This window comes from Photobacterium atrarenae (assembly GCF_024380015.1).
In the GTDB taxonomy this organism is placed as follows: Bacteria; Pseudomonadota; Gammaproteobacteria; order Enterobacterales; family Vibrionaceae; genus Photobacterium; species Photobacterium atrarenae.
This window is the reverse complement of record NZ_CP101509.1, coordinates 130,659-150,910: the sequence shown is the minus strand read 5'-3', so window position 1 is coordinate 150,910 and position 20,252 is coordinate 130,659. Positions and strand designations below refer to the sequence as shown.

14 protein-coding genes are annotated in these 20,252 nt (G+C 53.3%); 9 read left to right on the top strand and 5 right to left on the bottom strand.

Annotated elements, in window-relative coordinates:
- The first annotated feature begins 5 nt into the window (after positions 1 to 5).
- From NNL38_RS16875 to NNL38_RS16855, 5 genes are all read left to right on the top strand, one after another.
- A complete protein-coding gene (locus NNL38_RS16875) occupies positions 6 to 698 on the top strand; it encodes an FMN-dependent NADH-azoreductase (RefSeq protein ID WP_255391593.1) in 693 nt (230 codons plus the stop codon).
- 120 nt (positions 699 to 818) lie between these two features.
- Positions 819 to 1,586 carry a molybdate ABC transporter substrate-binding protein gene (modA, locus tag NNL38_RS16870; RefSeq protein WP_255392268.1) on the top strand — a complete coding sequence of 256 codons (768 nt, stop codon included), beginning with the start codon at positions 819 to 821 and terminating at the stop codon, positions 1,584 to 1,586.
- Entirely contained in the window at positions 1,576 to 2,268 is a 693-nt protein-coding gene (gene modB, locus NNL38_RS16865) for a molybdate ABC transporter permease subunit (protein ID WP_255391592.1), read from the top strand. The genes modA and modB overlap by 11 nt, the downstream gene beginning before the upstream one ends.
- Complete coding sequence (gene modC, locus NNL38_RS16860) at positions 2,262 to 3,341, top strand: molybdenum ABC transporter ATP-binding protein ModC (protein WP_255391591.1); 1,080 nt, start codon at positions 2,262 to 2,264, stop codon at positions 3,339 to 3,341. Before modB ends, modC begins: the two co-directional genes overlap by 7 nt.
- Before the next feature lie 634 nt (positions 3,342 to 3,975).
- Entirely contained in the window at positions 3,976 to 4,632 is a 657-nt protein-coding gene (locus NNL38_RS16855; protein ID WP_255391590.1) for a CAP domain-containing protein, read from the top strand.
- Between the two features lie 75 nt (positions 4,633 to 4,707).
- Here NNL38_RS16855 and NNL38_RS16850 read toward each other — a convergent pair whose 3' ends face one another.
- From NNL38_RS16850 to malT, 5 genes are all read right to left on the bottom strand, one after another.
- Positions 4,708 to 5,529 carry an alpha/beta fold hydrolase gene (locus NNL38_RS16850; RefSeq protein ID WP_255391588.1) on the bottom strand — a complete coding sequence of 274 codons (822 nt, stop codon included), beginning with the start codon at positions 5,527 to 5,529 and terminating at the stop codon, positions 4,708 to 4,710.
- A gap of 15 nt (positions 5,530 to 5,544) precedes the next feature.
- The gene (locus NNL38_RS16845) at positions 5,545 to 6,609 is read right to left on the bottom strand and encodes a M14 family zinc carboxypeptidase (protein ID WP_255391587.1); all 1,065 of its coding nucleotides are present in this window, start codon (positions 6,607 to 6,609) and stop codon (positions 5,545 to 5,547) included.
- A 192-nt stretch (positions 6,610 to 6,801) separates the two neighbouring features.
- Positions 6,802 to 7,086 carry a D-fructose-6-phosphate amidotransferase gene (locus NNL38_RS16840; protein WP_255391586.1) on the bottom strand — a complete coding sequence of 95 codons (285 nt, stop codon included), beginning with the start codon at positions 7,084 to 7,086 and terminating at the stop codon, positions 6,802 to 6,804.
- A 148-nt stretch (positions 7,087 to 7,234) separates the two neighbouring features.
- Entirely contained in the window at positions 7,235 to 7,912 is a 678-nt protein-coding gene (locus NNL38_RS16835; protein ID WP_255391585.1) for a DUF4336 domain-containing protein, read from the bottom strand.
- Between the two features lie 52 nt (positions 7,913 to 7,964).
- Positions 7,965 to 10,673 carry an HTH-type transcriptional regulator MalT gene (gene malT / locus NNL38_RS16830; protein ID WP_255391584.1) on the bottom strand — a complete coding sequence of 903 codons (2,709 nt, stop codon included), beginning with the start codon at positions 10,671 to 10,673 and terminating at the stop codon, positions 7,965 to 7,967.
- Between the two features lie 481 nt (positions 10,674 to 11,154).
- Here malT and NNL38_RS16825 point away from each other — a divergent pair, with 481 nt between their 5' ends.
- The 4 genes from NNL38_RS16825 (at position 11,155) to NNL38_RS16810 (ending at position 19,934) form a co-directional block, all read left to right on the top strand.
- Positions 11,155 to 13,614: a glycogen/starch/alpha-glucan phosphorylase gene (locus NNL38_RS16825; RefSeq protein WP_255391583.1), complete on the top strand. Its 2,460-nt coding sequence runs from the start codon at positions 11,155 to 11,157 to the stop codon at positions 13,612 to 13,614.
- An 84-nt stretch (positions 13,615 to 13,698) separates the two neighbouring features.
- Positions 13,699 to 15,879: a 4-alpha-glucanotransferase gene (malQ, locus tag NNL38_RS16820; RefSeq protein WP_255391582.1), complete on the top strand. Its 2,181-nt coding sequence runs from the start codon at positions 13,699 to 13,701 to the stop codon at positions 15,877 to 15,879.
- Between the two features lie 60 nt (positions 15,880 to 15,939).
- A complete protein-coding gene (gene glgB, locus NNL38_RS16815; RefSeq protein WP_255391581.1) occupies positions 15,940 to 18,087 on the top strand; it encodes a 1,4-alpha-glucan branching protein GlgB in 2,148 nt (715 codons plus the stop codon).
- Between the two features lie 272 nt (positions 18,088 to 18,359).
- Positions 18,360 to 19,934: a methyl-accepting chemotaxis protein gene (locus NNL38_RS16810; protein ID WP_255391580.1), complete on the top strand. Its 1,575-nt coding sequence runs from the start codon at positions 18,360 to 18,362 to the stop codon at positions 19,932 to 19,934.
- Positions 19,935 to 20,252 lie beyond the last annotated feature (318 nt).

Below are 20,252 nucleotides of genomic sequence, written 5' to 3'. Positions count from 1 at the left end.
ACCACATGAAAAATTTACTTGTTATCGATTCTAGCGCCCGCCGGACCGATCATGTCATTGCCGGATACAATTCTATCTCGAAACAACTCGGCGCCTTGTTCATCGATGAATGGATGAAGAAAAGTCATCAGGATACGATTGTCTACCGGGATGTCGGCGCAATGCCGCCTGAGTTCATTTCGCAAGACTGGATTGCCGCGGTGTTTACCCCGGAAGCGCAACGCAGCGTGGCGCAACATCAACTGCTGGCGCTTTCAGATACCCTGATTGCGGAAGTTGAAGCGGCTGATCTGATCATCATGACGGCACCGATGTACAACTACGGCATGCCGGCAGCGCTGAAAGCCTGGTTTGATCAGGTGATCCGAATCAATAAGACGTTCACATTTGATTTAAACCGGGGTGACACGCCGCTTGAGCCCATGTTTCAGGGCAAAACCCTGGTGTTGCTCTCTTCTGCGGGCGAGTTTGGCTTTGAGCCGGGCGGGATTAAAGCCCACATGAACCATCTGGGCACCCACATCGAGGTGCTCAGCAAGTATCTCGGGGTGAATTCGTTTTATGAGATCCGCTCTGAGTATCAGGAGTTTGGTGATGCGCGTCATGAACAATCGCTGGCTGACGCCAAAGCAGCCGCGATTGCGCTGGCTGGCCAGTTGCGTGATCAATCATCCGTTTTGGTGCCGTCCCCGGCGTGAACAAGCTGTCTTTAGGATGATGATGTTTTTTAAGAACAACTAGGCCCGGACAGCGATATATAGTAATGTATATATCGCTGTTTTATTGATAAAGAATTCAGGAGTCAGGTTGTGAAGAAGTTGAAGTCCGGGTTGTTTGCGTGTTGTGCTTTCGTGGCTGCGGGTAGTGTGTCGGCTGCGGAGAAAGTCACGGTGTTTGCAGCGGCGTCGCTGACCAATGCAATGAAGGAAGTTGCGGCACTATATGAGCAGCAAACGGGCACGGCATCGATCTTGTCATTTGCTTCTTCGTCAGCTCTGGCCCGACAGATCGCCCAGGGGGCACCGGCGGATATTTATCTCTCGGCCAATGAAAAATGGATGGATTATGTAGAGCAGCAAAAGGCGATTGAACCGGATAGCCGAAAAGCACTGCTGACCAATAGTCTGGTGATGGTGGCACCGGAAAGCTACCTGGCAGAGCAGATCGAAATTTCGGCCTCCTGGGATCTAACCGTGGCGCTCCAAGGGACGCGTCTGGCAACGGGCGATCCGAACCATGTGCCGGCAGGGATGTATGCCAAACAATCACTGGAAAATCTGGGCCTCTGGCCACAAGCAATGCCTTTACTTGCGCGGGCCAACAATGTTCGCTCGGCGCTGTTGCTGGTAGAGCGCGAGGAAGCTCTACTGGGGATTGTGTACAAAACCGATGCTTTAGTGTCGGAGAAAGTCAAAATTGTTGCGGAGTTGCCGGCATCGAGTCATACCCCGATCACTTACCCGACGGCGTTGGTGAAGGGGCAGGCTGATGCAGCGGCGAGAGCTTACTTTGATTTTCTGCAATCGGAGCAGGCGCAGATGATTTTCGAGAAATACGGCTTTGGGGTTGCGGCGCGTGCTCACTGATTACGAATGGCTGGCGCTGCTGCTGAGCTTGAAGGTGGCCGGTGTTGCAGTGTTGGTCAGTATACCGTTCGGGATCGGGTTGGCCTGGTTGTTGGCGCGGCGACAGTTTATCGGAAAGGGATTTGTCGATGGATTGATCCACCTACCTTTAGTATTGCCGCCGGTGGTGATTGGCTATTTACTGCTGATTGTCCTGGGGCGGCAGGGTGTGGTGGGCCAATGGCTCTATGACTGGTTCGGTATCACGTTTAGTTTCAGCTGGCGTGGTGCCGCTGTTGCCGTGGCGGTGGTTGCCTTTCCGTTGATGGTGCGCTCAATCCGGCTGGCGCTGGAAAGTGTCGATACCAAACTGGAGCAGGCCGCTCGCACTTTGGGGGCGGGACCGGTGAAAGTCTTTTTCACCATCACACTGCCGCTGACCCTGCCCGGGATCCTGACCGGGACAATCCTGGCGTTTGCCCGGGCGTTGGGAGAGTTTGGCGCGACGATTACCTTTGTATCAAACATTCCCGGCGAGACTCAAACCATTCCATTGGCGATGTACTCCTTTATTGAAACGCCGGGCGCGGAAACAGAAGCGGCACGCCTGTGCATCATTGCGATTGTGATTGCACTGGTGTCTTTATTGATTTCTGAGTGGCTGGCCAGACTGGCGCGCAATCGGTTGGAGGCCCCATGCTGACACTGGATATTCAACAACAGCTGGGTAGCCTGGCACTGGATGTGAAGCTGGACCTACCGATGGAGGGGATTACCGCGATTTTCGGCCGTTCCGGCACCGGCAAAACTTCGCTGATCAATGTGATCAGCGGTTTGAGTCAACCCGACAGCGGACGAATTCAGCTCGGCGAGCATGTTTTGTATGACAGCCGACGCGGGGTATTCCTGCCACCGGAGAAACGCCGGATTGGTTATGTTTTTCAGGATGCACGATTGTTTCCACATTACACCGTCACCGGAAATCTGACTTACGGCTGCCGGACGGTGGATCAGGCACATGTTGATGATGTTGTCGCCCTACTGGGGATTGAACACTTACTCAAACGTTATCCGGCGTCGCTGTCCGGCGGCGAAAAGCAGCGAGTGGCTATTGGCCGGGCTCTGCTGAGCCGTCCGGAGATGCTGTTGATGGATGAGCCGCTGGCTTCGCTGGATTTACCGCGCAAGCAAGAGTTGATGCCGTATCTGGAATCTCTGGCAAAACGGGTAAAAATCCCAATTCTTTATGTGACTCACAGCCTGGATGAGATCTTGCGGCTGGCGGATCATATGGTGATGCTGAATCAGGGCAAGGTGGTGATTGCCGGACATGTAAACAGTGTCTGGGGTTCCGCTGAAATGCGGCCCTGGCTGCCTGCCAAAGAGCAGAGCTCGTTGATCAGTGCCCGGGTCAACCATCACCACCCCAGATATACGCTGACCCAAGTTGTTCTCGATCCGCATGCCAGCCTCTGGGTTGGCCGGCTGAATCGGTCGCTGGGCGAGTGGGTGCGGGTCCGGATCCATGCCAATGATGTCTCCCTGACCAGGGTGCAGCCGCACCAGACTAGTATCCGAAACATCCTCAGAGCCAGTATTGATAAGGTGTTGCCGCCGGATGAGGAGCAGCATGTTGCGGTGCAACTCCGGATAGGTGAATCCCGGATCTGGGCCAACCTGACGTTGTGGGCGGCAGAAGATTTGCAGTTAACCGCTGGGGATGAAGTTTACGCACAAATTAAAGGGGTCAGTGTAACTCAGAACGATTTGGCGTAATCACGACGCGAAAGTGGTGTTACGCCCCCCTTCCTATATAGAGTTCAAGAAGATGGTGCTCAAGAAGCACTGAATACAAGCCGGATGGATTCATCCGGTTTTTTTTCGTCAGCTTAAATCTATTATCATTAACAATGATGTAACAAATAAGTTTCTGTGTCATATAAAAAATTGCCATAAATAAAGACGACAAAAAAATAATTACTGTCATTATTTTGTTGTTTAAAAAGTTATATTTTCTCAGATTTCGTGTTTTATATTTTTTGGGGTTTGGTTACGCGTCTAAGTGTCGAAAAAAATATGCCTGACTTTTCTTATCTGGCTGTCTGCTGAGTTATACATGAGGATAAGTATAGCGACACTCATTTACCTAACTGTTTTATCAGAATTAAAATGAATGATTGTTCAAAATTTAAACAGAATGAGTTTGTCAAAAGTCTGTCAGGATGGATAAAAAGTAACCGTTGCATATTGATGTGTTCAGCCTATGGTCAGTATATTGTTTCGCACATTAAGGTTATCCGAGCATTAGCTCAGCTAAAAATATTGCTTTCATAATAAACTTTTTTGCTATCCGAACAGCATCTAAGTGTATTTTGAAAACACAAATTCAACATATTAACTGGATGTACCCATGCGAACACTTGCACTCTTAATTCTTTCTTCATTAATCATTACAGGTTGTGGTGGCTCAGGCGGCGGCTCTGGTGACAGCGCGACTTCCAGCGGCAATACCGGTAACGGCTCTGCAGTTTCCGGTGACAACGGCTTTGACGGGAACAACGGTGGTAGCGGTAGTAGCGGCAGCGGCAACACGGGCAGTGGCTCGGAAAATAACGACAACACAGGCAGTGGCGATAGCGCTTCAAATGGTGATTTCGCTGAGCAAATGCTGGCAGCGGTGAATGCGGCCCGTGCCCAAGCACGTGACTGTGGCGGCCAGATGATGCCGGCCGTGCCTGCACTGACTTGGGATTACGCGCTGGAGCAGGCGGCGTTTGTTCACTCCAGTAACATGGCGAACTATAACTTCTTCAGCCACACGGGCCTGAATGGCGATTCGCCAAGCGATCGTGTGACCGATCAAGGTTATAGCTGGTCGGCAACCGGTGAAAATATTGCGGCCGGTCAGAAGTCAATTACTGCAGTGATGGATGGTTGGTTGAAGAGCCCGGGTCACTGTAAAAACATCATGAGCGCCAACTTTACTCAGATGGGTGCGTCTTCCGTGACCAACTCAAGTGCACAGTACGGCATTTACTGGACTCAGGTGTTTGCCCGTCCACGTTAATCTGCGCCAGCTGTTTAAGAGACGTGATCGCCGCAAGCCTTCAGGGACTTGCGGCGATTTTGTTATGGGCGTCCTTTACATCTGGCAGGTGTGGTCAAAATGGTGAATTTGATCTAGTAGCCAGTGTGGATCATCGAGCGGTAAATCATGACCGGCGCTTGGGTGCAGCAGCAGGGGAACCTGCCAGCGGGTTGCCAGGGCTTGACTGCAACGGACATCAACCAGCTGATCCTGGTGCGATGCCAGCAGCAGGGTGGGTTTTGTTGGTGAATAGCGGGCGCGATATCTGGCGGCTGCTGCAAGTTGTACGATGGCATTAGCGCGGCTGACCGGGCACTGCGCACGCCAGGCGATCCACTGTTCGAGGACTGCCTGATGCTGTTGCGGGAAATTCGACGTCAGGTGCATGATGGTGGTTTCCTGAATCTCCGGCGAGCTGAACAGGGCACGGACGATCCGCGGCAGCTGCCGCCAGTTTAAGCGGTGATAAAACGGGGAATAAGGACGAACGCTGGTGTTGATGAGTACGACTGAATGGATCTCATCCGGGTAACACGTCATCCACTCCAGGGCGATCATGCCGCCCATCGAAATCGCAATCAGATCAATCTCATCAATCACCGTGTCCTGCAGGCGTAACTGGACGCGCAGATCATGAACCATCTCCCGGATATTGGCTGGCGACTGAGCCTGATATCGTTTGCCATTGCCGGCGAGATCAAGGCAAATCACAGCACGCTCAGGATATTGTTGGCAGAGTAAGGTATAGAAGGCCCCCCAGTGGCGTTGTTCCCGTAACAGTCCCCGCAGCAAGACCAGAGGACGCTGAGATGATGTTGAAGCAGAGCGAATTGCAGGCCCGCTGTTCGGGTGGCTTTCCATATCGATTGTTTTCATGGCGACCCATTCAATTTAGTCGTTCAGGTTTAACGGCGTTGCGTCGGGGTACCACAAGGACGTGGCGGTATCCGCGTAGCACTGGCTGAGCTCTCCCTGATACCACGATTGGTAAGCATAGGTGGCATTGATCAAGAACTCCATCAGAGTCAGGTGGGTTCTTAACACGCGCTGGATCCGGTGTGGTTTCATCGGGTGGAACAGCCCCAGCCGGTCGGCCAGTTGCAGCGGGTTTTTGCGGACCCAGCGCCAGGAGCCCATCTCGAGCGTGATCGGCAGCAGGTGAGTGCCGCCGGCCTCGGAGCGATCATAAAGATAATCCCACAAGTCACCATGACAGGTGTAGTGCAGCGCCTGTGGCTCGAAAATATAGTTCTGATGCGGATAGGCGTTGAAAAACAGCTCTTTGAGATGATAGATGTCGCCGATTTTTTTCATCGGCTGGTGTCGGCTTTTGGCATAGGGAAACCAGAGTCTGTCTTTGCTGCCAAAGCCGGAATGACAGTCCAGTGCCAGCGTCAGTGGCCGGTGCGCCGATTCCTGTTCGATCAGATCGACCAGTGCCTGTGCTTCGGCTTCCATGCCAAGGCCAATCTCACCACGAAACCAGGGCAGGCGCTTGCTGAACCGGTGGCCGCCGACCAGCCAGGCGGTCGGCTCTTTGCTGTCGATGGGGGCATTACGCATCAAATCGATATGATTGCCATTAGAGCGATAGCGCTTTGCCATCCCGACCGGGTTGAGCAGCGGCAGAAAGACCAGCCGGATAGCCTGGAGTTTATGTTGCAGGGCGGTGTCCCAATGGAGGCGTTGGCATAAGCTGTTCATTAAGGTCAGCACGACTTGCGAACCAATCCGCTCCAGCCCGTGGACACCGCCGACAATGACTAGTCCCGGCGCCTGAGGATCCTGCGCGCCCAGGCTGACGGCATATAGCGGAATAGGAAGTGCATCAAGCAAGACAGTCGTGAGTTTGCGGGTCTCGACGGGAACAGTTCGAATATGGGGGAGCTGATGTTTGACCAGCGCTTCCAGCTGACCAAGCTCGGGCAGGCGGGCGTAGAGCATTGATGTGTGCAAATTCTGCCTCCCGAGGCGTATCCTTTGGGGTTTCCTCCGCCTTCGCCGGAGGAGGAAACCGTGACATCCTGTGAATGATTTTAGGATGCGGGCAGAGTTTGACGCGAATATTTCAGCAATATAACAGTTTCATCTCCGCTCGAGGGCCGTTTGGCGTGAAACGACTTCGGCAGGAATGGTTCGCTGTCCCGTCTATTGCGTCTTGCGACTTGCATTGATGGCGGCTTCCAACAGGTATTGCTGGACAGAGCAGACCCACTGCGGACGGTTGATATAGCGGCTGATGAGAAAGAAGGGGATCAGAAAAACAAAGAGCGGGACGGACTCGTGAAAAAAAGTCGCGGCAATCACATCTTCATGGGCGAAGTGAGTGAGGAGAGCCAGCACCCCAAAGATGCTGCCCAGTGCTACCATAATTGCCGATAAGATCATGGTTAAACCCAGCAGGTCCCGAAAGTAAAGTTTGGATGCAGTCATGTTGATTCCCTCAAAAAGTTCGCTCAGGCGATAAATAATACGCCCAACTCAGCCTTGATTTGTGATCTTTGTCACGCAAGGTGTGTGCTGGGGAAGCAATGCGATAGTTTATTGATTTAAAACAAATGATGACAGTTTCATGGGGTGGCTATAGTGCCCATTTGAACGCCTGATGAAAGTGTGCTTTGCCGTTATTTCCGATCAACTGGCCATGGGAGAGAATGATCCGGTCAAAGGGCCAGGTCAGGATTTCTTGCAACGACTGACGCAGCCGGGTTTTGTCCTTAAAAGTCAGTCGCCAGTAGAGCGGCATGGCCGGGGATTTGAAGCAGCCGTTGAGCAGCGCCAATCCAATCGTCAGCGGGTGAGTTGCGTTTCCCAGCCAGGCCAGGGTGTCACCGACAATCAGGGTATTGGATTGCGGATCGCAAAACAGCACTTCTTCCATTTTATCGCTGCCACGCAATAAGGTTTGATGCAGCTGATGACGCCAGAGGGCAGGCGTATCGGCGCCTAATGCATCATCGAATACCAAATCGGTTCGCTTGTTTTGCAGGCCGGGTGGGGCAAAGAAATACGCATTCGGATAGGCCAGCCACCATTCAGACATAAAGAGGTGGTGGTTCATATTGGGGCTGACAATGGCGTGGACCTGCCCGAGTTTGGACAGTTCCAACTGCAGTTTGGTGGTCAATTGCACCGGCGAGTGAATAAAGAGTTTATTGTCATCCAGCCGGATCACCGTCATCCGTGCCCCCACGGGAATGCCGTTCGCTTTGAACGGCATATCCTGGTACCAGATCCGGTTTTCGCTCCATTCGTTCATCGGTCATCCTTAACCTTTGACCGGGTCTGATCTGTCTGCGCTGAGCGTGGGATCAGAACCCCATGAGTTTGAGTAGATTCTCAGCCGTCTCAATCGCCTGCTGACGATTGGCAATGTTCAGCTTTTGATACAGGTTTCGGATATGAGTTTTGATCGTTGTCGAGGCAACATCAAGCTCAGATGCAATTTGTTCATTACTATAACCAGTGTAGATCAACCCAAGCACCTGCCATTCACGCTGGGTTAATGGACTGGTGCGGATCAGCTCCGGAACATCCGGCAGGTTCAATAGTTTTTCGACAAAGTTCTCATCAAAATGCACCGAGCGGTTGCGCTCTTTGCTGGTCATTTCGCGCAGTAACTGACGGGCCCGGTGTAATTCCAGCTCGCTCAGGCGTTTGCTGTCGACCAGCTCCTGTAATAAATCGCTGATCTCGCCGCCGTCACAGAGGAAGATCCCGACCATGCCGGTGCTGTTGGTCAGCACCAGCGCTTCATGCAAGTGGGTAAGGGCCAGCTCTCGCTGATTGAGACGTTTGCTCAGTACGGCCTGCACCACCAGATTACGGTTTTTGTCGGTGATCAGGTTATGTTTGTCACAGCTTTCCAGCAACATATTGAGGATGCGCTGGGAGCGCTCCAGCTCACCAACGTTGAGGCAGGCGCGGGCGATGTTACGCCATTGCAGCTGCTGGAAGTGGTTGCAGGCGGCTTCGGGCTCTTCTGCTTTCTTTAGCCAGGCCTGAATGCTGTCGATATCGCCTTTGAGCTGCCAGTAGAACAGGTTGGCCAAATCGGTATTGGCACGCCAGTCAATGTGATAGACAGAGCGGTCCATCATACTGTTACACAGCTCGAGATAGCGGGCGGCTTTGTCCTGCTCGCCGCGGGTGACGGCAATGCGGGCCAGCATCGAATAGGCGTGGAGCGACTTGGTTTCATCAAAGGGTGCCAGCACGTCCAGGCTCTTCTGAGCGGCTTCCTCTGCTTCGTCGAGGCGGTTCCAGCACCACAAAATTTGTGCCCGCAGGCGGAGCAGGAATTCATGCAGTGGCACTTGCTGCAGGTGCTGTTCTTTAACCAGTTTGAAAGCCTGATCCAACAGTTCAAACGCAGACTGGACATAACCCTGGGCCAGCAGAATTTCACTCTGCTGTAGGATTGCCCATAGCGCCTGGTGATAGACATGATACTGGCGCGCCATTTTTTCGGTTTGCTGCATCATTGGCAGGGCACGGCTGAGGTTGCCGAGGCAGTGGTGCACTTCACCGACCACGGAGGTGGCGACGATTCGGCTGCGGTAGGTAGTAGACGGCAGCTGGCCGAGGGCCTGTTCGGAAAGTACCAGGGCATCTTCCGGTTTGCTCTGGTTAATCGCTACCTGAGCTCGTAGTGCATTGAATTCGCCTTGGAGGGCGTCATCAAGCACGACATTGTGTTTCTGCATCTGGGCTTCGGCTTCGGCAATCAACTCACCCACATCATTGTAGCGGTGCTGGCTTTGCATCAGCCACAGGCGGAGCAGGGCAAGTCTTGGAGTGCTGAAGACCTGCTCACGGTCAAGCAGGGCGATGCTGTCTTCCAGCAGGTTCAGTTCGCCATGGTGGAACATCTCCCAGCCAAACTCCGACAGAATATGAACACTCAGCTCTTTATCTTCGATTTTCAGCGCATGCAGCAGAGCCTGTTGGGGCGAATTCTGTTTCAGCCAGGCTTTGGCTGCCAGGGAATGCAGCTCGGCCCGTTGCTGAGGGATTTGCGAGTAGCGCTGGTGGCGCAGGAACTCGGCGAACAGGTTGTGGAAGCGGTACCAGTTGTTTTCGCCTTCCAACGGGTTGAGAAACAACCCATAGCGGTTGAGAGACTCCAGCATTGCCAGGGCGTCCGTTCGCCCGGTCAGCTCTGAGACCAGTTCAGCGTTGAACATATCCAATACCGAGCATTGCAGCAGGAATTGCCGGGTTTCCCGATCCAGTTGGTCGAATACTTCTTCAGCCAGGTAATCCCACAGATGGCCGCGGTTAAAGCTGGCCATCGACACGGCTGATTCGACCAGGTTGTCTGGTTTTTGCTGGGCATGTAAGGCAATCAGTTGCAATGCGGACGGCCAGCCTTCAACCTGCTCGCGCAGGGTGGTGAGGACATCGGATTCCACGCTGTTGCTAACCCGCTTATCGAAAAATCGCCGGGTTTCTTCTTCATCAAATGCCAGCCGGTGGTTATCCACTTCAATCAGCTGATCACGGACCCGCAGGTTAGCGGTGCCCAGTGGCGGCAGGGTCCGGCTGGTGACCACCAGCGTCAGGTTATCCGGCATGCTTTTGAGGAAAAAACGCATGCCGTCATGAATGTCGTCGTTGTTGATGACGTGGTAATCGTCGAGCACCAGGTAGGTTTGTTGGTGGTATTCGCCGAGTTCTCCGAAGAGTTCACTAAACAGGGTGGAGAGACAGGCGAACTGACGGCGCTCAGCCATTGCCTGGGTTTTCAGGCAGGCATTGCCGGTGGCTTTATTGATAGCCTGAAGCAGGTAATTGGCGAACCGGAAGGTATCGTTATCATTTTCATCGATGCTGAACCAGCCGGTATGCGGGTGTTCGTTCAACCATTGCGCGGCCATGGTCGTTTTGCCGTAACCAGCCGGAGAGCGAAATAACACAAGACGATAAAAAGGCGCCTGTTCAAGGGTTTCCAGCAAACGAGGACGCAGGATTGCATTATGAAGGCGCGCAGGACGGGTCAGTTTAGAAGGTATCCACATAGTCTTGTTGTCTTTGTAAGGTTTCGGGAACGATCGAAGGTTTTCGGGCTTTTTGTGATTTTTCTTATGTTTTCAGCCAACTTTTCGATCTTTAGCAATAAAAATCATGCAACTTTTTAATTTCACAATATTTGATCTACGCCATAACTTTACCCGGGTTCATGTTTAATTCAGCAATTGTGTGCGCTCTCATCCCTAAATTTATGAGGGCTGTCACATATATCGAATTATTCACCAAAGATTAAGACCGATGTTGCACATCTGATTTAAGCTGTGGTTGTGAATCATGTTGCATTTGTTGTTTGCCAGGAAGCGGCCTCCGCCTCGAAACTTTGCAGAGCGTCACATAAAGGGAGGGAGCAGATGAACTACGCCCCTGCCACTCCTCCCTCATCCACCGTCTTGCGGGAGGATGTTTTTAGGGGGGAACGAAGGCAACATGGACATCAGTTGGAAATCATCCTTAGAGCGAGATTGAGCCATGTCTATGAATGGTCAGACAAAGCAATTCGATAAAGCGGCCTTTAAAGCAGCTGTCGAGAAACACCTATCCACCACCTATGCCAATACTGCAGAGACGGCGACAACCCGGAGCTGGTATCTGGCGATGGGCCGTGCCCTGGCTGAAATCAGCACCGGCAACCTGCTGGCGACTGAACAGAAATTGGCGGCAGAAAAAGCCCGCAGTGTAAACTACCTGTCGCTTGAGTTCCTGATTGGTCGCCTGACCGGGAACAACCTGATCAGTATGGGTCTGTATGAAAACGTTGCTGCTGCGATGGAAGAGTTGGGGCAAAATCTGACTGATCTGCTGGAAGAAGAGCGTGATCCGGCACTGGGTAATGGTGGTCTGGGTCGTCTGGCTGCTTGTTTTATGGATTCTCTGGCTGCCCAGGAATACCCGGCAGTGGGTTACGGCCTGCATTATGAATATGGCCTTTTCCGTCAGTCGTTTGTGGACGGCCGTCAGGTGGAAGCACCGGATGCATGGCGTGGCCTTGAAGGTTATCCATGGGAAGTGATGCGTCCTGAGCTGGCTCAGACGGTGAGCCTGTACGGTCATGTTGAAGCCTACACGGACGAACATGGCAACGCCTGCCGCCGCTGGGTGCCGGGCATGACGGTTGAAGGTGTGGCCTGGGATCTGCCGATTGTTGGTTACGACAACCAGAGCGTTTACCCGCTGCGCCTCTGGGAGTGCCGCTCCAGTGCACCGTTCAACCTGGCACGTTTTAACGACGGTGACTATGTGGGTGCGCAATATCCGGCGCTGGAAGCCGGAAACGTGACGAAAGTGCTGTACCCGAATGACAATCACGATCAGGGTAAAGCGCTGCGCCTGATGCAGCAGTATTTCCACTGTGCCTGTTCGGTGGCCGATATCCTGCGTCGCCACATTGGTGCCGGGAACACCATTGAAGAGCTGTCTAAGCTGGAAACCATTCAGCTGAACGATACGCACCCGACCATCGCCATTCCGGAACTGATGCGTATCCTGATTGATGAATTCAAGCTGGGTTGGGATGCAGCATGGGCCATTTCTTCGAAGACGTTTGCCTACACCAATCACACCCTGCTGCCGGAAGCGCTGGAAACCTGGAGCGAGGCACTGATTGCGCAAATGCTGCCGCGCCACATGGAAATCATCTTTGAAATTAACCATCGTTTCATGACGCTGGTCGAGAAGACCTGGCCGGGCAACAATGAAGTGAAGCGCAAGCTGTCCATTATTCAGGAAGGCCCGCAGCGCATGGTGCGCATGGCAAACCTGTGTGTGGTCAGCACCTATGCGGTGAACGGGGTAGCAGCGCTGCACTCTGAGCTGGTGAAGCGGGATCTGTTCCCTGAATTCAACGAGCTGTTCCCGGGCCGCCTGACCAATGTGACCAACGGGGTCACGCCGCGCCGCTGGATTAAGTACTGTAACCCGGGTCTGTCCGCCCTGATCAGTGAGAAAGTGGGCGAGGACTGGCCACTGAAGCTGGAAAAAGTGGCAGATCTGACCAAGTTTGCCGACGATGAAGCATTCCAGAAGCGTTACATGGCGGTGAAGCAAGAGAACAAGCAGCGCCTGGCTGACTGGGTGAAAGAGAACATGGATATCGACCTCGATACCAATGCTATCTTTGATATTCAGATCAAACGTCTGCATGAGTACAAACGCCAGCACCTGAATCTGCTGCACATCCTGTCGCTGTATCATCGTCTGATCAACGATCCGACGTTTGACATGCACCCGCGCGTGTTCTTCTTCGGTGCCAAGGCAGCGCCGGGCTATGCCCTGGCCAAAGACATTATCTTTGCCATTAACCAGGTGGCCGCCAAGGTGAACAATGATCCGCGTCTGAAAGGTAAACTGAAAGTGGTGTTCATTCCGGATTACCGCGTCAGCCTGGCAGAAATCCTGTTCCCGGCGGCAGATGTCTCCGAGCAGATCTCTACCGCAGGTAAGGAAGCTTCCGGTACCGGCAATATGAAGTTTGCGATGAATGGCGCCCTGACCATCGGCACCATGGATGGCGCCAATGTTGAAATGCGCGAAGAAGTTGGCGATGACAACATCTTTATCTTCGGCCTGCTGGTCGATGAAGTTCAAAAACTAAAACAAGAGGGCTACGACCCTTACCGCTACTACCATGCTGATAGCCTGCTTCGCGCTGCGCTGGATGTGCTGGAGACCGATGAGTTCACACCGGGCTATCCGGGGCAACTGGCCGCGATTCGCCATAATCTGCTGGACGGTGGTGACCCTTACCTGGTGCTGGCTGACTTTGCGGACTACGTGAAAACGCACGAGAAAATTGACGCAGAATATCGCGATCAGAAAACGTGGGCTCGTAAAGCGATTCTCAACACAGCCCTGATGAGCAAGTTCAGCTCAGACCGGAGTATCCGTGATTATGCCAATAACATCTGGAAGCTCGAGCCGGTAAGCCGTTAATTCACCGCTGGTGATAACGTCTGGATAGATATCAGCAATGACCCTAACATCGTAGCGGTCGCAAGGCCGCTATCGGAGAGAACGATGAAAGACGATCAAGTATTAAAACAAGTAGCTGACATGGTTGGTATTGCCGATAGCTATGTCAGTGCCTGGGGAGATGAAGCCAAGGTGGACAGCGAAACGATCCGTCGTCTGCTGGCTGCCTTGGGCTACGACACCAAAAGTGATGAAGCTTTGTTGGAGTCCGCCAACAAAAAACAGCGCCCGGATGTGCTGGCGCCGGTGAAGGTGATCCGCAGTGGTGAGCCGATGCATATCGCGATGTACTTGGGCCTCAGTGCCCGCATCAGCGATTTCAGCTGGCGTCTGGAAACCGAGCAGGGCGAAGTGATGGAAGGCTGGCTGCAATCTCAGCTGATCAGTGATGACCGCGAAGACGGCGGCCCGCTGGTGTTTGCGCTGCCAAGTGAACTGGCCTGGGGCTATCATAAGCTTGAAGTGTATCGTAAGCGTCGTAAATCTCCGTTTGAAATGACTTTGATCGTCACGCCTCAATCTTGTTATAAGCAGGAAGCCTTGCTCAATGACAAGAAACTTTGGGGCACCAGCGTTCAGCTGTACTCGATCCGGACCAATCATAACTGGGGGATTGGTGATTTTGGCGATCTCAAGCAACTGGTCGCGGATGTGGCTGCGCGCGGGGGAGATTTTGTCGGCCTGAACCCGATTCACTCACTGTTCCCGGCCAACCCGGAAGGGGCGAGCCCTTACAGCCCGTCGTCACGTCGCTGGCTGAACCTGATGTACATTGATGTCAGCTCGGTGCCTGAGTTTGGTCAATGTGATGCCGCGCAGCAACTGGTTGGCAGCCAGGAATTTCAGCAGCGCCTGACCGAAGCGCGTGATGCAAACTGGGTCAACTACAGCGAAGTATCCTGCCTGAAAATGGCAGTGCTGCCGATGTTGTTTGAGACCTTCCAGGCGCGCCACCTGGAGCAGAATACGGCCCGTGCCCAGCAATTCCTCGAGTTTGTCGAGCGCGGTGGGGAAAGCCTGCTGCATCAGGCCGCGTTTGATGCCCTGCATGCACACCTCAAACAGGATGATGAGCATGTCTGGGGCTGGCCGGTGTTCCCGGAAGCCTATCGCCATTTCGACAATCCGGCGGTACAAACCTTTATTAAGCAACACGGCAAAGACGTACAGTTGTACATGTATCTGCAGTGGGTTGCCGACACGCAACTGGCTGAGGTGAATGAACTGGCTGAAGAGAAAGGCATGGTTATCGGCCTTTACCGTGATCTGGCCGTTGGCGTCTGTGACTCCGGTGCTGAAACCTGGGCGGATCACGGTGCCCTGTGTCAGGATGTGAGTGTCGGTGCGCCGCCGGATATCCTGGGTCCACTGGGCCAGAACTGGGGCTTGCCGCCACTGAACCCGGAAGTGCTGAAAGAAACTGCCTACGAGCCTTTTGTCCAGTTGCTCCGTGCCAACATGCGCAGTTGTGGTGCCCTTCGCATCGACCACGTTTTGGGCTTGTTGCGCCTGTGGTGGATCCCGAAAGGTGAGGGCGCAAAAGACGGGGCGTACATCTACTACCCGGTAGAAGATATGATGGCGATCCTGGCGCTGGAAAGCCACCGTCATCAGTGTACGGTGATTGGTGAAGACCTGGGAACGGTGCCGGATGAGATCGTCGACAAGCTGGCAACAGCCGGGATCCACTCTTACAAAGTCTTCTTCTTTGAGACGGCGGAAGATGGCGGCTTCTACTCGCCTGAGCATTATCCGCAACAGTCGATGGCGGCCCTGTGTACCCACGACATGCCAACTTTGCGTGGTTTCTGGCACTGTGATGACCTGAAGATGGGTAAAGAGCTGGGGCTGTATCCGGACGAAGCACAACTGCAAGGCCTGTTTGATGGCCGTGCCGAGAGCAAACAAAAAATCCTTGATAGTTTGGCATGGCATGGTTATCTTCCAGAAGGGGTTGGGCATGATGCTGCATATGTCCCGATGGATCGCTACTTGAGCGAAGGGATGCAGCTTCACCTGGCAGCTGGCGGCAGTGCATTGCTGAGTTTGCAGCTGGAAGACTGGCTGGAAATGGATCAGCCGGTCAACATTCCGGGCACTGTGGATGAGTACCCGAACTGGCGCCGTAAGCTGTCGACTACGCTGGACGATATTTTTACCCGCCAGCATATTATTGACCTGACTCGACGTTTGACCGAAACACGAGAAAAAGCCGCCCACCAATAGTCAACCAGGAGTGACGCGTTGGACACCACCATGACAGTGACCCGCAGGAACAAGGAATACATGCAGCTCGAAAGAGCTGCATTTTCAGACCCATTTTCTTTCTTAGGCCCACAATACCAATCGGATGAGATCGCGCTTCGGGTATGGATGCCCGGTGCAGACAGCGTGGTGGCTATCGCCGCCGACGGTGAACGTTTTCCGATGATCCGAGATGCGGACAGCGGTTTCATCCTGTCAGACGACGCCGACTTTACCACGGCATTGTATCAGCTCGAAGTCTGCTGGCCGGATAGCCGCCAGACCTTCGTTGACCCGTACCAATTTCATCAGTTACTCCCAGCTGATGAGGCACTGACCACGCCTGCCTTGATGCACAGTGAAATGGGGGCGCAATTGGTGACGCTGAATCGAGGCGGGCAACCGGTCACCGGGGTTCGTTTCCTGGTGTTTGCGCCGAATGCATCGGCGGTAAGCGTGGTCGGTCACTTTAATGCCTGGGATGGCCGTCGCCATCCGCTGCAAAAGCTGGATCACGGTTTGTGGGGGCTGTTTATTCCGGGGTTGGCTGAAGGCGAGCTGTATAAGTTCGAACTGAAAGACAGTCTGGGTGAAGGATTGCCGCATAAAGCTGATCCCTGGGGTTATCACGGTGAGCAGTATCCGTCTTTCGCCTCGGTGGTTTATGATCAGTCTCGCTATCAATGGCAGGATCAATCGTGGCAATCACGGCCGGTTACTGCCAAGCATCAGCAAGCGCTGTCATTCTATGAATTGCATGCCGGCTCCTGGCGCACCAAAGACAATGGTGATTTTCTCAATTACCGTGAACTGGCCGATGAGTTGATCCCGTACCTGACGGAAATGGGGTACACCCATGTGGAACTGATGCCAATTTCCGAGCATCCGTTTTACGGCTCCTGGGGTTATCAGCCGATTGGCCTGTTTGCGCCGACCAGCCGTTACGGCTCGCCGGATGACTTTAAGTATTTTGTCGATCAATGTCACCAGGCTGGCATTGGTGTAGTGTTGGACTGGGTGCCGGCGCATTTCCCGTCGGACGATCATGGTTTGGCGAACTTTGACGGCACGGCGTTGTTTAACGATCCGGATCCGCGCCGTGGCTGGCATCAGGATTGGCAAAGTTACATTTATGACTACGGCCGCGACCATGTCCGTCGCTTCTTGGTCTCGAACGCACTGTTCTGGTTTGAGCACTACCACATTGACGGTCTGCGGGTGGATGCAGTGGCATCCATGCTGTACCTGGATTATTCCCGCGAGCATGACCAGTGGATCCCGAACCATGAAGGGGGCAACGTTAATTTTGACGCTGTGAGCCTGCTTCGTTGGATGAACGAGGAAGTGTATCGCCTCTATCCGAATGCAATGACCATTGCGGAAGAGTCGACCGCTTATCCGGGGGTCTCCAAGCCGACCGATCTCGGCGGTTTGGGCTTTGGCTTTAAGTGGAATATGGGCTGGATGCACGACAGTCTCTCCTATATGAAAGAAGAGCCGGTGCATCGTCAGCATCATCACAATACGATCACTTTCCCGATGGTGTATGCCTTCAGCGAAAACTATGTATTGTCGCTGTCTCATGATGAGGTGGTCTACGGCAAGGGATCACTGCTCAATAAAATGCCGGGTGATGAATGGCAACAAACCGCCAATCTGCGCGCGTTTATGGGCTATATGTACGGCCAGCCGGGCAAGAAGCTTAACTTTATGGGGGCTGAAATTGCACAAAGTGCCGAGTGGGCCCATGAAGGACAGCTCGAATGGCATTGGTTACAGTATCCGCGTCACCACGGGATGCAGGCTTTGGTTCGGGATCTGAACCACCTGTACACCCGAACACCGGCACTGTACGAGCAAGATTGCTCCCCGGCAGGGTTTGAATGGCGGGTGCAGGATGATGCCGAGCAAAGTGTGCTGGCCCATGAGCGTTTTGCGCTGAATGGTGACAAAGTGCTGGTGGTCTCGAACTTTACCCCGGTACCCCGGCCTGGCTATACCCTGGGGGTTCCGGCAGCCGGTGAATATGAATTGTTGCTCAATACCGATGATCAGCAGTATTGGGGCAGTCAGGCGCCGGTGACCGTGAGTGCCACTACGGCTTCAGAGCCGCATCACGGGTTGTCATATTCAATTACACTGGATTTGCCGCCGTTGTCGACGCTGTTCTTTTCCTTCAGGGAAAAATAGCTTTTCACCACAATTTCGATATTGAATGTATTCAAACTCTTCAAGCCCGTGATCACTATCGCGGGCTTTGTCGTTCTATAGACCGAAAAGACGTATAGCAGCCTTTGCTTGTGTTTGTGCGGCAGTGTTATTTTTTTGACCTTAAAGTGTCAAAATTATCCCACATCAAAGTATTACAATGGAATGGATGTCACTATCATTGCGCAATAATGTTTCACAAAAGTTACTTTCAGTCTTCAGTACGATAAAAAAGATAACGACAAGAGTTAAGAATGACAATAAATAACCACTCAGACTCGGCCCTCCAGGAGGGCCGAGCTGTTGAATATTCAGAGACACTCGATCTGATTTCTACCACAGATCCGAAAAGTTGTATCACCTACGCCAACCAAAACTTCTGCGATGTGGCCGGGTATGCCGAAGAAGAGCTGGTCGGCAATCTGCATAACCTGGTCAGACACCGTGACATGCCGAAGAAAGCATTCGGTCAGCTTTGGCAATATGTCCAGGCCGGCAAAAGCTGGATGGGGTTGGTCAAGAATCGCTGCAAGAATGGCGATTATTACTGGGTATCAGCGTTTGTCACCCCCATTACTGATGCGCAGGGGCAGATTGTTGAATACCAATCGGTGCGAAGTCGTCCGACGGATGATGAGGCTAAACGGGCGGCGAAGGCCTATGCCAGTTTGGATCAGCAAAGCGGGCGAAACTTCCGATTTCGTCAGGGGGTGTGGATCAGCGCCTTACTGGGGGCGGCATTGATCGGCTCTCTGGTGCCAGTTTTTGTCGAAGTACCAACCCTGTACTCCGCGCTGTTATTTCTGACGCTTCTGGCTGGGGTCGCGCTGAGTGTCCAGGCAAATTCGCGGTTGAAAACGATCCGTCAGCATGCCCGGGAAGCGTACGAAAATCCGCTGATGGAACCGATTTATACCGGAAAGCTGGATGACTTTTCCCAGATAGAACTAGCGCTGCGGATGCGAAAGGCTGAACTGCGGGCGATTGTCGGCCGGGCCAGTGAGACTTCCGGAGATATACTGCTGTCGGCGGAAGATGAATTTGCTAATGCCCAGCAAATTAAAACCAACTTAGCCCGCCAGTCGCAAGCGACGGAGGAGGTGAGTGTTGCCATGGGCCAAATGAGCGCTTCCATCCGTGAAGTGGCTGAAAGTGCGGCGCAGGCCTCGACGCTGACCACCCAGGCGCAGGATGTGGCTATCAGCGGGCAGCGAAGTGTGGAAACCACCATGGATTCCGTACAGTCGCTGTACCAGGAGCTGGAAAATTCGAAAACCGTGATTAATAACCTGTCTGAAAGCAGTCGCCAGATTGAGGGTATCCTCGATGTGATCGGCTCGATTGCTGATCAGACCAACTTGCTGGCGCTCAATGCTGCGATTGAAGCGGCGCGGGCCGGGGAAGCTGGCCGCGGCTTTGCGGTGGTCGCCGATGAAGTGCGTTCGCTGGCGCAAAAAACTCAGTCTTCAACCAGTGAGATCCACCAGATGATCAATCGGCTGCAGGAAACGGCCGGTCAGGCGGTCAAGGCGGTTGAGCGAGGCGGGGAGCTGTCGGAGCAATGTCGTCAGCAGGCGAACGAAACCGGTGAGCGCTTGAAGGAGATCAATGCCGTATTGGATCAGGTTACCGACAGCAGTCATCAAATCGCCTCCGCGGTAGAAGAGCAGGCCGGTGTCAGTGATGAAATTGCCCACAATGTTGAGCAGATCAGTGGATTGTCGGTGGCAACGGCTGAAACCAGTGATCGTTCGGTAGAAAGTACCCGGATGCTGGTTGAACGGCTGGAAGCGCTGCAGCGCCTGATGGTGCAGTTTAAGCGGGCCTGATGTATTCAAGTTACAACGTGACTTATTGAGGACGATTGGCTCTTGCCAATCGTCCTCTTTCTTGTGCGCCGAGCATGGCGTTGTTCTAGGAGGTGAAAGTCCTCTACGGACTCAGTCGAGCGAGAACCGTTAGCCTATGCAAGGGTGCCCACCGTGAGGTGGGATCTGAAGGAAGCAAACGGCAAAACTTGGGTGTGACGAACAGAAACCTGATAGTAGGCCAGTACAACTTGGGTAACCTAGCAATATATAGAACAGCCCAATGCCTCGACGGGAAGTGTGTACGGGTAAATCAGGCACAGCCAAGGGAAAGAACAA

Coding starts and splice junctions, on each gene's coding strand:
- NNL38_RS16850 (WP_255391588.1), bottom strand. CDS start 5,529: ATGAAAACAATCGATATGGAAAGCCACCCGAACAGCGGGCCTGCAATT.
- modC (WP_255391591.1), top strand. CDS start 2,262: ATGCTGACACTGGATATTCAACAACAGCTGGGTAGCCTGGCACTGGAT.
- glgB (WP_255391581.1), top strand. CDS start 15,940: ATGCAGCTCGAAAGAGCTGCATTTTCAGACCCATTTTCTTTCTTAGGC.
- NNL38_RS16840 (WP_255391586.1), bottom strand. CDS start 7,086: ATGACTGCATCCAAACTTTACTTTCGGGACCTGCTGGGTTTAACCATG.
- NNL38_RS16835 (WP_255391585.1), bottom strand. CDS start 7,912: ATGAACGAATGGAGCGAAAACCGGATCTGGTACCAGGATATGCCGTTC.
- malQ (WP_255391582.1), top strand. CDS start 13,699: ATGAAAGACGATCAAGTATTAAAACAAGTAGCTGACATGGTTGGTATT.
- NNL38_RS16810 (WP_255391580.1), top strand. CDS start 18,360: ATGACAATAAATAACCACTCAGACTCGGCCCTCCAGGAGGGCCGAGCT.
- NNL38_RS16875 (WP_255391593.1), top strand. CDS start 6: ATGAAAAATTTACTTGTTATCGATTCTAGCGCCCGCCGGACCGATCAT.
- NNL38_RS16855 (WP_255391590.1), top strand. CDS start 3,976: ATGCGAACACTTGCACTCTTAATTCTTTCTTCATTAATCATTACAGGT.
- malT (WP_255391584.1), bottom strand. CDS start 10,673: ATGTGGATACCTTCTAAACTGACCCGTCCTGCGCGCCTTCATAATGCA.
- NNL38_RS16825 (WP_255391583.1), top strand. CDS start 11,155: ATGTCTATGAATGGTCAGACAAAGCAATTCGATAAAGCGGCCTTTAAA.